This is a genomic window from Cupriavidus sp. 291-E7, assembly GCF_057798835.1.
Genome location: NZ_JBYOJV010000024.1, coordinates 32,670 through 44,960 on the forward strand (window position 1 = coordinate 32,670; position 12,291 = coordinate 44,960).

A 12,291-nucleotide genomic window follows, 5' to 3' on the forward strand; every position below is an offset into this window, starting at 1 on the left:
CCTACGCCGTTGCAGCTTTTCGCCGACGCCGCTGAGGTTCGCACGGGCGCCCGCACATTAAAACAATGAAAGCGCGGACATAGCCAGCAAGCAGACGGCTGCCGCGCGCAAAAAGGGTCGCCGGCTTGGCCGGTTAAAAATCCGCATGACAAGACATTCGAGTCTCTCCGCCGGTGAGCAGCCGTGCCTGCGCGCCATTGCCGGCGCCGTCGCCCTCTTCACGATGTCCGTTGCCGCGTCGCCGGCACAAGCCTCTGGCGGCAACGGCGGTGCCGGGGGCTACACCGCCTTCCTACCAGGTGGGTGGGGCGGCTACCTCGCTGGGCAGGCTGGGCAGAGCGGTCTTACGGTGTTCGATGGCGACGGGACTGGTGGCGGCGGTGGCGCTCGCAACGGGGCCGGTGGCTCGGGTGGCATCAGTTCGGCTCAGACAACGCCGCTGGGGCTGGCCGGCACAGCGGGTACCGCGCCAGGCCAGTTCGGCGGCAATGGTGGCGACGGGCAATTCGACTATGCCTCGTTCACAGGGGGCGGTGGCGGCGGCGGCGGAGGTGGGGCAGATGGCATGGTCAGGGCTGCCGTGCCGACTACCATCTCCACCGCAGTGTTCGGCGGCAACGGCGGCCGGGGCGGCAACGGCGGAAGCGATACGACCGACCCGCAAGCGGGCTACCAGGGCGGCGGCGGCGGTGGCGGCGAAGGCGGATACGGCCTGATCCACGCGGGCAGCGCCGATATCCTTGTGAAGGCGGGCGGCGCGGTGTACGGCGGCTCGGGTGGCAGCGGCGGGAATGGCGGCGCGTCAAAACCGATGTCCGGCTTCTCTGGCGCCGGCAACGGCGGCGACGGCGGTGTCGGCATATTGGTGAGCAGTGCGGCCACCGTACATATCGAAGCAAATGCCGTGGTGGCGGGCGGCAACGGCGGGGCCGGGGGCAACGGTGGCGACGGCGTCTACGATCTCTACGGCAGCCTGGGAGGAAAGGGCGGCGTGGGGGGCAGCGGCATGGAAATGGCCAGCGGGTCCACGCTGCTAAACGAGGGCATGATCATGGGTGGCGCGGGAGGCGCCGGTGGCTCGGGCGGCATGAACATGGATGGTTCGCGGGCCGCTAACGGCGCCGCAGGCGCCGGCGGCGTGGGCGTGCGCGGCAGCAACCTGACCATCGTCAACAAGGGGACCATCGTAGCAGGTGGCCCCAGCTTCGCGGCTGTCCAGTTCACGGGCGGCACGAACCGCTTCGAGTTCTGGACCAACAGCGTCGTGGGGAGAATCGAAGCCTACGGCACGGATGACACGTTCGTGCTGGCTGGCGACACAGGCGCTGCCACATTGACCGGCGGCATCGGCAACGCCGGCCTTTATCGTGGCTTCGAGCATTTCCAGAAAATCGGTGCCTCGGTCTGGACCCTCGCCGGTACCAACACCGATATCACAAGCTGGCAAATCCTGGGCGGTACGCTGGCGATTGCCTCGGACGCCAACCTTGGCGCGCCAGCCGGCACACTTGGGTTGAACGGCGGCACGCTGCGGACTACCGCAGCCATGAACACGGCGCGCGCAACGACGCTCGGGGCGGGGGGCGGTACGTTCGAGGTGACGAACGGCACGCTCGCGTACAACGGTGTCATCGACGGCCCCGGCAGTCTGACCAAGGCGGGGAGCGCCACGCTCGACCTGAACGCCGTGAACACCTATTCCGGTGGCACGCTGGTCAGTGCTGGCACGCTGAGCGCAAACGTCAATGGGGCGCTGGGCACTGGCGGGGTCAGTGTCGATGGCGGCACGCTTCGCCTTTATGGGAACTTTGATCTCGGTGGCCGGCAGGTGGTCAATCGATCCGGCTACATCCAACTCTTCGGCGCAGGCAGCCTTGGCAATGCGCAGGTGACGAACCTCGGCGGGTTCACATACCTGCTCGGCAGCAGCACGGCGGCCAATGCGACGATCGTCAACAACGGCGGCGTGATGTCGTTTCAGGAGGGTAGCACCGGCGGTAACAGCCAGGTGACGACCCGCAGTGGCAGCTACACCGAGTTCTGGGGCTGGAGTACCGCTGGCAACGCCTCGCTGGTGACGGAGGCTGGGGGCTGGGTCGATTTCTCGGGCACGTCCGGTCCGGCGTTCGACCATCGGATCACCGCCGGTGCCATCGCCGGGACGGGGCGCTTTCAGCTTGGCCAGAACGTCCTGACCGTAGGGGGCAACAACACGTCCACCACCGTAAGCGGCACGATCGAGGATGGCGGGGCCGGTGGCGGCAGCGGCGCGGGGCTGATCAAGATCGGCGCTGGCACGCTGACGCTGAGCGGCGCGAATACCTATACCGGGGCGACGACGGTGAACGCGGGCACGCTGGCCGTGAACGGCAGTGTGGCAGGGGCGGTCACGGTGAACAACGGCGCCACGCTGAGCGGCGCTGGCAGCGTCGGCAGTACCGTGATTGCATCGGGCGGCACGCTGGCACCGGGCAATTCCATCGGCACGCTGACGGTCAACGGCAACTTGACGCTGGCGTCGGGTTCGACCTATCGAGTGGAAGCCGACCCGGCATCGTCGGCCAGCGACCGCGTTGCGGTGAGCGGTACAGCCACACTCGGCGGTGCGGTGGTCCATGTCGGCCCCGACGGCAACTTCGCGTCCACGCGCCGCTACAGCATCCTGACCGCCGGCACGGTGCAGGGCCGCTTTGCATCGGTCAGCTCGAACTACGCGTTCCTCGACCCGACGCTGACCTATGGCGCCAACGAAGTCACCCTGGCACTCACGCGCAAGGTGGTGACGGACCCCGTGCCGCCCGTCTCGCCGCTCCTTCCGGGCGCAGGTGGTGGCGCTGGCGGGGGCACTCCGCGTGTGATGCGCTTTGCCGATGCCGCAGTCACCGGCAACCAGCGTGCCGTGGCTAACGCACTGGAGACGCTGCCGGACAGCAACCCGGTGCACGAAGCCGTGGTGACGTTGCCCGAGGGCGCGCCGCCGGCCGTCTTCGACAGCCTTTCCGGGGAGGCCCACGCCAGCGTGTCCACGGGTCTGATGACCCTGGCGGGTGGGGCGCGGGCGCTGCCGCTGGCGCATTTGAATGACAGCCTGTCCGCCGGCATGCTGCCCGGCGCGCCGATCGCCCAGCTTGGTGGCCTCCTGCCGGCTGCCGCACTGCCCATTTCCGCCGCCCAGCCGCTGTGGGTGGAAGTGCTTGGCAACTGGCAGAACTTTCATGGAAGCGCAGATGCAGCGCGCGTGCGCCAGCAGACTGGCGGCTTCTATCTGGGTGGCGACGGTGCGGTGGGGCAAGGCTGGCGCATCGGCGGCGCGTTCGGCTACGCCAACAGTACGCTGCGAGTGAGCGAACGGTCGTCGCGCGCCATCACCGATTCATTCAGCGCCACGCTCTACGGCGGCCGCGCATTCGCGCTTGGCGGCGGCAAGCTCAAATGGCTGTTCGGTACCGCCTATAGCTGGCACGACGCCGACACGGACCGGCAGGCCAGCCTCGGCGGCAGTACGGTGCAGTCCCTGACCGCCAGCTATCACGCCAGCACGGCGCAAGTCTTCACGGAAGCCGGCTTCGCCATGCCTCTATCGGCGACCATCCAGCTCGAACCGTACGGGGGCGTGGCGTGGAGCGACACACGCACGCGCAGCTTCGCGGAGACGGGCGGCTCGGCGGCCCTGCGCAGCCCTGGCGATAGCAACACGTTGACCACCACAACGCTCGGCCTGCGTACCAGCGCGCGCGTCCAGTTTGGCGGCACTGACGCGGCGTTCTACGTCGGAGCCGGCTGGCGCCATGCGTTCGGCGACGTACGCCCGGCTACCACGCTGGCTTTCGACGGCAGCCAGCCTTTCACGGTGACGGGTGCACCGATTGCGCAGAACGCGGCGCTGGCCGAACTGCGCGCCGACTTCGCCATCTCGCCCATGGCCACGCTTGGCTTGCGCTATACCGGCCAGTTCGGTGGCGGCAACCAGGACCATACCGGCACGTTGGGATTGCGCTGGAGGTTCTAGGGTTGAGGGCGAGCGAGGAGGGCGGTTCGGTCGCTCCGAAGGCGGCCTCTGCATGGCACCATCCGCAGGGTCATGCTAGGAGTTCGTGGCCGGTAGCAGCCCCCCACCTTGCGATATCAATAAGGTGCAATTGCCGATCGTAAGGTGTGCCGCAGCGGGTCGACTTCTACGGATGGTTGTCCTTGATGCGACACGTTTGGGTCGTCTGTAACGCGGCCTTGCCTCTGCGGAAACACTCCTTACGGATTGTCACGAGTTAGCAGTCAACTGAGCGTGAAGCTGCCCCGTTTTTTGGCTAAGCGCGGCACATCGCAGCGCCTAAACCTCTCAGAAGGATTGTCGATCATGAAGAAGCTGTTCGCTGCCGTTGCCGCTTTCGCCATCACTGGTGCCGCTTTTGCTCAGGGCGTTGCCCCGGCCGCTCCCACGGCGCCGGCTGCGAAAGCACCTGCCGCTACCGCGACCCACAAGCACGCAACCAAGCACGCCAAGGCAACAAAGGTGAGCGCCGAGAAGCCTGCTGCGCCGGCCAAGGCCGAGAAGGCTACGGTCAAGGCAGAAAACGCCGCGCCCGCAGCCGCCGTCAAGAAGCAGTAATCGCAAGCCAGTAGGTCTGCGGGTTGACGCCAGAGGCGCGCGCAAAGAAAGCAGTCGACGATGTCGGCTGTTTTCTTTGGAGCAGACCGTAGGCGCTTTAGGAGGCGAGTGCCGCCGACCATAGCGTGCGGTAGACGCACTCAACCCAGAAAGGCGCGCCGTGGAGCTTGGTGGCTTGGTGTTGAATCGGACGTCTGAACGGCCGAGCAAATTAGCGATCGGACGACGCCTCTTAGTCGGTCTCAGCCCTCGGCCAACCCGCGGCAGGCGCTTGCCGGAGCTAGGGGCCAGGTGGCGACAATCGGTGAGGTTCACGGGGGAATCCCCTTTTTCACCCGAGATGGTCTAGTTTCTGTCAACGCCTACCGCGTCAGTACTCCGCCATACTGGTCCGTGTTCACAGGCTCCATCCAATCCGCCGCCTTGCCATCTAACGCTTCCGTAATAGCAATGTGCACCATAGTGGAAGTTGCGGTGGCGCCATGCCAGTGTTTGGTATTAGGTGGAATCCAGACAAGATCCCCCGGCCGAATAGTCTGGACGGCTCGGCCCCATTGCTGGACGAGCCCCGTCCCTGCGACGACATGAAGCGTCTGCCCGAGCGGATGGCTGTGCCATACCGTTCTCGCACCTGGCGCGAAGGTGACTGTGGCGCCTCCAACGCGCGCAGGCATGGGAGACTGGAAAATTGCGTCGACGCGGACGCTGCCCGTGAAGTGGGCCGCTGCGCCGTCCATTGATGGCTGTGAGCCATGCTGAGTGATCTTGATCATTCGGGACGCGCCCTTCGGAACGGTGGGGGGGCCTTGCGCACCGGGCGTAATGTGAAACGGGGACTGGAACAATGTGAAGGCTGCATGGGGGATTCTTGGCAAAACACTTGCGCGCCGCGCGCGTTAGGCTGAACAATAGCGGGAACATTCATGAAATGCGTTCATAGCGCCATTTCGCAACGGGAGACGCCCGATGGCATTCCTTTGCAGAGAACCCGCCCATGCCCCGTCACAACCTCAATGATCTGCTTGCATTGGTCACTGTCGCCCGGGAGCGGAGCTTCACGCGCGCGGCAGCCCGCCTCGACGTCACGCAATCCGCGCTGAGCCACACCATCCGCAATCTGGAGACCAAACTGGGTGTGCGCCTGCTGACGCGCACCACGCGTAGTGTGTCAACTACCGATGCCGGTGAACGGCTGATCCGGTCCATTGGTCCCAAGTTCGAGGAAATCGAAGCCGACATCTCCGCAGTGGCAGAGCTTGGCGAACGTCCGGCTGGCACCATTCGCATTACGTCGGTCGACCATCCGATCGATGCCATCATCTGGCCACGCCTGGCCAAGGTGTTGCCGCAGTACCCGGACCTCAACGTCGAGCTCACGGTGGACTATGGACTTACCAATATTGTTGGAGACCGCTATGACATCGGCGTGCGGTTTGGCGACCAGATCGAGAAAGACATGATTGCGGTGCGTATCAGTCCCGATGTGAAAATGGCCATAGCGGGGTCACCCGCATATTTCAAGGGCCGCGAAAAACCGATGACACCTCGCGACCTGTTGTCGCACCGATGCATCAACCTGCGCCTTTCCACTAGCGGTGGCCTCTATGCGTGGGAGCTGGCGAAGGGATCCAAGAAGCTGCAGGCGCGTGTGGAAGGGCAGGTCATTTGCAATAGCATCAACCAGATGCTCAATGCCGCCCTTGATGGCTTCGGGCTGGTGTTCCTGCCGACGCAGGTCATCCAGTCCTACGCGGAGAAAGGCAAGCTCATCAAGGTGATGGAGGACTGGTGCCCGACGTTCCCGGGCTATCACGCGTTCTATCCGAGTCGCAGGCAGTCGTCGCGTGCGCTCAAGATCGTGATCGACGCCATCCGACACCGCCCGGATGGCGTCGCCGCTGCTAAGCCTTCGAAAGCTGGTCACGGATAGGCAGCGAACGGATCCGTGTCCCCGTTGCCGCAAAGATCGCGTTGCACAGTGCGGGCGCGATGGGCGGCACGGGCGGCTCGCCCACGCCGCCGGGCGGTACCTCGAAATCGCCCCCTACCATCCACGTGTGGATGGCCCGTGGTGCCATGTGCGAGCGCAGGATCTCGAAGTCGTGGAAGTTGCTTTGCTGGACGCGGCCGTCCTTGAACGTGATCTCGCCCAGCATCGCCAGGCTGATACCCATCACGCAGCCGCCTTCCACCTGTGAACGGATGCGCTCCGGATTGACCTGCGGCCCGCAATCGATTGCCATGTCCACACGCGGAATGGTGATCTGGCCCTTGCCGTCCACCGCGACTTCCACAACGGTGGCTACATAGGTCACGAAGCTGTACGCCATGGCAATGCCGAGGCCATGCCCCTTGGGCAGCTTGCGACCCCAATTCGCCCTGCGCGCCGCTTCCTCGATGACGCGGCGCATGCGGCCGGTATCCAGCGGATACACGTCCGGCGATTCGTTGTAGTTCCAAGTGTCCGAGAGTGTCGAGGGATCGATCTTGCGTGGCGGACCGATCAGATCCAGCAAGTAATCCTTCGGATCGCGCCGCGCCTGATGCGCCAGCTCGGCAACGAAGCTCTGCACCGCAAACGCGTGCGGAATGTTTGACACCGAGCGGAACCAGCCAATGCGCGTGTGCGCCGGCACGTCAGCCGACTCGAGCCGGATCGACGGGATCTGGAACGGGACGTTGATGGCCGTCATGCCCGCTTCGAATGCAGCTTTGCCTTCCGCGCCCACCTTGAACGTGGAGGCGATGGTCGGCGCGGCGGACCGGTGCAGCCATACCGTCGGCTTGCCGCTGGCATCCAGCACGGACTCCATGTGCTCGACCGATACCGTGTGGAAATAGTCGTGGTGGATATCGTCGTCGCGCGTCCATTGCAGCTTGACGGGCTTGCCGTCCATCGCCTTCGATACCAACGCCGCCTCGGAAATGAAGTCGGCCATCGACTTGCGGCCGAAGCCGCCGCCCAGCAGCGTGACATGCAGCGTTACGTCCTTGACGTCGAGGCCGACGTGCTTCGCTACGCTTTCCAATGCGCCCTGAGGCGCCTGAGACGGAGCCCAGATCTCGCACTTTCCGCCAACGAATCGCGCCGTCGCCACGGGCGTTTCCATCGAGGCATGCGCGAGGTGCGGAATGTAGTACTGGGCGGAGACCTTGCGCTGGCTGCCGGCCGCCGACAACGCCGCCACGGCGTCGCCATCGCTGCGTAACGCCTTGCCTGGCTGTCGCACTGCCGCTTCGAGCGTGCGGCGGAACACGGCGGAGTCGTAGCTGGCATTGGCGCCATCGTCCCATTCGATCTTGAGCGCCGCGCGGCCCTGCATCGCCGCCCATGTATTGGTGGCCACCACGGCCACCCCACCCACGGGATTGAACAACGGCGGACCGTCGTAGCCTTTCAGCTCCACTACGCGCAGAACACCGGGCACCTTCAGCGTGTCGGTGCTGTCGACCTTGCGCAGCTTGCCACCATGGACAGGCGGGCGGGCGATGACCGCGTAGACCATGCCCGGCAGCAGTACGTCGATACCGTAGGTCGCCTTGCCTTGCGCAATATCACGACTGTCGGCCGGCATGATCCTGCCCTTGCCGATATAGCGGAATGCGTCCGGTTGCTTCAGGCGCAGTTGATCACGTTTCGGCACTGGCTGCTGCATCGCGGCTTCGGCCAGATCGCCATATCCGATCCGGCGTCCGGTTGCCGCATGAATCACTTCGTGGTTGCGCGCCTGCACCTCCGTGACCGGCACCTTCCATTGCGCGGCAGCAGCGGCTTCGAGCATTTGCCTTGCCGACGCACCCACGCGACGCATCGGCGCCAGGAAATGCCGCATGCTGCGCGATCCGTCCACATTCTGGCTGCCGTAGCGCGCCTCGTTGGCATCCGCCTGAACGATTCTGACGCGGCTCCAGTCCGCCTCCATCTCGTCGGCGACAACCATCGGCAGGCTGGTTCGCACGCCCGTGCCCATCTCGGCACGATGCGCCACGATGGTCACGGTGCCATCCCGCGCAATCGAGACGAACATCAGCGGATCGTCAACGACACCGCCCGGCATCGCCGCGCCACCGTACTTCTTCTCGGACTCGGCAGCGGCGGCCTTGGTGACCAGTCCGCCGAACTGGAGAGACAGCGCGAACACCGCGCCCGCCTGCAGGATGCGCCGGCGCGCCGGTTGTTCGAGGGTTTCGAGGTCGGTGCGGGTCATGCCTTGGCTCCCGTCTTGTTGGCCGCAAGGCGTGACGATGCCAGCTTCACCGCAGCATTGATGCGCGTGTACGTGCCACAGCGGCACAGATTGCCGCTCATCCCCGCCACGATCTGCTCGTCAGTGGGCTTCGGATTCGCTTTCAACAGCGCGGTGGCCGTCATGATCTGCCCGGCCTGACAGTAGCCGCACTGGGCCACGCCCAACTCGACCCAGGCATCCTGGACGGCCCGGCCTACGCGATCGGCATCCATCGATTCGATCGTGCGTACGTGCTTGGTGCCAATACCGGAGATCGGCGTGACGCAGGAGCGGACGGGTTGCCCATCGACATGTACGGTGCAGGCGCCGCAAAGCGCCATGCCGCAACCGAACTTGGTGCCGGTAAAGCCCAAGGCATCGCGGAGCGTCCACAGGAGCGGGGTGTCGGGGGCGAGGTCGACCTCATGAACCTGGCCGTTGATGTTTATCGTTGTCATGGACGGAAGAGAGGCGGGGGGATCGCGGAATGGTATCGGATACGGAAAGATCCGATTAGGCGCAATAGCTCATTGCCGTCGTGAAAATGATTCATCAATCGTTTCATGAGGCCGGCTCATCAAGGCAACAAGTATTGACCGGCTAGTCGCCGGTGGCCGTTCTCCGGATCATACGGCCGATGGAAAACACCGCACTAACCAACACCTCACCAACATATCCGGCCTCGCCTTCGCACGTATCGCAGCCACCTGCCTACTGGAGCGGCGTCTTTGCGATGACGCTCTGTGTCTTCGCGCTGATTGCCTCGGAGTTCATGCCCGTGAGCCTGCTGACACCGATGTCCGCAGACCTGCATGTCACCGAAGGAATGACCGGCCAGGGTATTGCCATCTCCGGCGCTTTTGCCGTCGTCACGAGTCTGTTCATCTCTGCCATCTCCGGCAGCATGAACCGCAAGTTGCTGCTGCTTGGGCTTACGGCGGTCATGGCGGTATCGGGTGCCGTCATCGCAGTGGCCCCGAACTACGGGGTCTACATGGTAGGGCGCGCATTGATCGGGGTCGTGGTCGGTGGCTTCTGGTCAATGTCGGCGGCGACTGCAATCCGCTTGGTGCCGACGCACCTGGTGCCACGCGCATTGGCAATCTTCAATAGCGGCAACGCATTGGCCACAGTCGTGGCGGCACCGGTCGGCAGCTATCTCGGAGCACTCATCGGCTGGCGCGGCGCATTCTATTGTCTCGTACCGATTGCCTTCCTGGCACTTTCCTGGCAATGGTTCAGCCTTCCCGCCATGCCGGTGCCGACCCGTCCCAAAGGCAGCGGCAATGTGTTCGTGCATTTGAAGCGCCCGGTAGTCGCGCTGGGCATGCTCGCAGCCGGCGTATTTTTCTCCGGGCAATTCACGCTGTTCACTTACGTCCGGCCGTTCCTCGAAACGGTCACGCATGTCGATGCATCCGGCTTGTCCCTGATCCTGCTGGCCATCGGCGTGGCGGGATTTGTCGGCACCATGCTAATCGGCGCCGTGCTGAAGCGGGCGTTCCATGCCACGCTTGTGGCGATCCCCACGCTGATGGCTGCGATTGCACTCGCACTAATCGGCTTGGGCCATCACACCATCAGTGTCGTCATTCTTCTGGCACTGTGGGGGCTGGTGGCCACAGCAGCGCCCGTCGGATGGTGGAGCTGGATTACCCGCACGTTCCCGAATCATGCCGAGGCAGGCGGCGGGCTGATGGTAGCCGTTGTCCAATTGTCGATCGCACTGGGTTCCACGGTGGGCGGCATCCTGTTCGATACTTACGGCTATCGCAGCACACTGGAAGCGAGCGCGTTGCTACTGCTCATCGGCGCGGGCCTCGCATGGATGACGGCACGCGCCGCGACGACCAATGGCGCTCGGGATTCCGATGATCTTGCCGCTCACATGCAACCGAAGGAGGCACGATGAAGCTTATCGTGAGAATGATGGCGATGAGTGGGGTCCTGCTGGTCACCACCACCGTAATGGCGTCGGCGTTTGCCGCCGAGAAGGCGGAGGCTCAGCAGATCGTTCCAGCCGGCACGCAGCGGCCCACCGTCGGCTCTCCCGCCTTCTTTACCGGCCGTGTGCAGGTCGAGCCGGTTTGGCCGGCAGGCAAGCACATTAATGCCTCTGGCGGTCTTGTCACATTTGAGCCGTCGGCCCGATCCGCCTGGCACACGCATCCGGCAGGCCAGCGACTGGTGGTGTTGTCCGGCGTCGGCCTGACACAGGAGTGGGGCAAGCCTGTCCGTGAGATCCGGCCGGGTGATGTGGTCTGGTGCCCGCCAGGCGTCAAGCACTGGCATGGCGCGTCACCGGACACGGCCATAAGCCATCTGGCCGTCACCGGCAATTTCGAAGGGAAGAACGTTACATGGATGGAGAAGGTCACCGATGCCCAGTACCACGCCAGGTAAGCACGCCGTCCGGCAACTCAAGGCGATGGCGCTGGCGGTTGCGCTATGCGCATCGCTGGACGCCGCCCAAGCACAGGATTCCCGGAGCATGAACGAGATACGATCGAACACGGGCCGGAACATGGCGTCCGATAGCCTGACGGCCCGCCAGCAAGCCATCGTCCCGATCGCCGCCTTCGCAGCGGCTGGTGACATCGCCCCCCTCAATGCCGCCTTGAACGTGGGGCTCGATACGGGCCTGACGATTAGCGACGCCAAGGAGATCCTGGTGCAGCTATACGCCTATGCCGGATTTCCCCGCAGCCTGAACGCGCTCGGCGAATTGATGAAGGTGGTGGAGGCGCGCAAGCAGCGCGGACTTCACGACGAAGTGGGCAATGATCCGGGCACAACTATTCCCAAGGGCGATGCATTGCTGGCCGCCGGCATGGCCAACCAGACGAAGCTGTCGGGTGCACCGGTCAAGGGCCCGCTCTTCGAGTTCGCGCCGGCCATCGACGAATATCTCAAGACTCATCTCTTCGGCGACATCTTCGAGCGCAACAATCTCGACTGGCAGAGCCGGGAACTGGCCACTGTCGGCATGCTGTCGTCGCTCGCGGGCGCCGAGCCGCAGTTGCAGGCACATATGCGCATCAGCATGAATGTCGGCCTCAGTGCGGCCCAGTTGCGGCGGGTCATACAGGTGTTGGCCGATCGCGTCGGCGCAGACAACGGCCGTCGCGCGCGTGAGGCGCTAGATCAACAACTGGCTGCCGGGGCTGGCAGCCGTTAAACGTACTCTACGTCACGGGGTCATGGCTCGGGCTTCGGGCCACCGGCCATTTCATTCCTGTGCAAGCATTTCACCAGAGCGGGGGGTACTGACCGCAGTCAAGTGAGATGGCTGCAGATCGGACAGTAGCCGCAACCGCGTGCTTCGTCGTTGCCCAGCGCCATAAGGTATTGTGGATCTGCCTGGCATCACCCGGTCAACATCGGTGAACGTCATTGTGGACACGCACCACACATGGGCAATGGCTAAGTCTGACTGAGAAACGTCCGATCACCCCG

9 protein-coding genes are annotated in these 12,291 nt (G+C 64.4%); 6 read left to right on the forward strand and 3 right to left on the reverse strand.

What is annotated here, in order from left to right; all coding sequences use genetic code 11:
• Positions 1-145: 145 nt before the first annotated feature.
• Both AC3FLX_RS29040 and AC3FLX_RS29045 read left to right on the forward strand, forming a co-directional pair.
• Positions 146-4,009 carry an autotransporter outer membrane beta-barrel domain-containing protein gene (locus tag AC3FLX_RS29040; RefSeq protein ID WP_488700795.1) on the forward strand — a complete coding sequence of 1,288 codons (3,864 nt, stop codon included), beginning with the start codon at positions 146-148 and terminating at the stop codon, positions 4,007-4,009.
• Between the two features lie 273 nt (positions 4,010-4,282).
• Positions 4,283-4,606: a hypothetical protein gene (locus AC3FLX_RS29045; RefSeq protein ID WP_488700796.1), complete on the forward strand. Its 324-nt coding sequence runs from the start codon at positions 4,283-4,285 to the stop codon at positions 4,604-4,606.
• Positions 4,607-4,968: 362 nt separating this feature from the next.
• On the opposite strand, the gene AC3FLX_RS29050 is transcribed toward AC3FLX_RS29045, so the two are convergent.
• The gene (locus AC3FLX_RS29050; RefSeq protein ID WP_488700797.1) at positions 4,969-5,379 is read right to left on the reverse strand and encodes a (R)-mandelonitrile lyase; all 411 of its coding nucleotides are present in this window, start codon (positions 5,377-5,379) and stop codon (positions 4,969-4,971) included.
• A gap of 221 nt (positions 5,380-5,600) precedes the next feature.
• Here AC3FLX_RS29050 and AC3FLX_RS29055 point away from each other — a divergent pair, with 221 nt between their 5' ends.
• Entirely contained in the window at positions 5,601-6,536 is a 936-nt protein-coding gene (locus tag AC3FLX_RS29055; protein ID WP_488700798.1) for a LysR family transcriptional regulator, read from the forward strand.
• On the opposite strand, the gene AC3FLX_RS29060 is transcribed toward AC3FLX_RS29055, so the two are convergent.
• Both AC3FLX_RS29060 and AC3FLX_RS29065 read right to left on the reverse strand, forming a co-directional pair.
• A complete protein-coding gene (locus AC3FLX_RS29060; protein ID WP_488700799.1) occupies positions 6,508-8,814 on the reverse strand; it encodes a xanthine dehydrogenase family protein molybdopterin-binding subunit in 2,307 nt (768 codons plus the stop codon). The genes AC3FLX_RS29055 and AC3FLX_RS29060 overlap by 29 nt on opposite strands.
• Complete coding sequence (locus AC3FLX_RS29065) at positions 8,811-9,293, reverse strand: (2Fe-2S)-binding protein (RefSeq protein ID WP_488700800.1); 483 nt, start codon at positions 9,291-9,293, stop codon at positions 8,811-8,813. The genes AC3FLX_RS29060 and AC3FLX_RS29065 overlap by 4 nt, the downstream gene beginning before the upstream one ends.
• 179 nt (positions 9,294-9,472) lie before the next feature.
• Between AC3FLX_RS29065 and AC3FLX_RS29070 the strand changes: the two genes are divergently transcribed.
• The 3 genes from AC3FLX_RS29070 to AC3FLX_RS29080 all read left to right on the forward strand — a co-directional run bounded on the left by AC3FLX_RS29070 (position 9,473) and on the right by AC3FLX_RS29080 (position 12,013).
• The gene (locus AC3FLX_RS29070) at positions 9,473-10,747 is read left to right on the forward strand and encodes an MFS transporter (protein WP_488700802.1); all 1,275 of its coding nucleotides are present in this window, start codon (positions 9,473-9,475) and stop codon (positions 10,745-10,747) included.
• Positions 10,744-11,238 (forward strand): (R)-mandelonitrile lyase, encoded by a 495-nt coding sequence (locus AC3FLX_RS29075; RefSeq protein WP_488700804.1) that lies wholly within the window; start codon positions 10,744-10,746, stop codon positions 11,236-11,238. Before AC3FLX_RS29070 ends, AC3FLX_RS29075 begins: the two co-directional genes overlap by 4 nt.
• A 121-nt stretch (positions 11,239-11,359) precedes the next feature.
• Positions 11,360-12,013 carry a carboxymuconolactone decarboxylase family protein gene (locus tag AC3FLX_RS29080; protein ID WP_488700805.1) on the forward strand — a complete coding sequence of 218 codons (654 nt, stop codon included), beginning with the start codon at positions 11,360-11,362 and terminating at the stop codon, positions 12,011-12,013.
• The last annotated feature ends 278 nt before the right edge of the window (positions 12,014-12,291 follow it).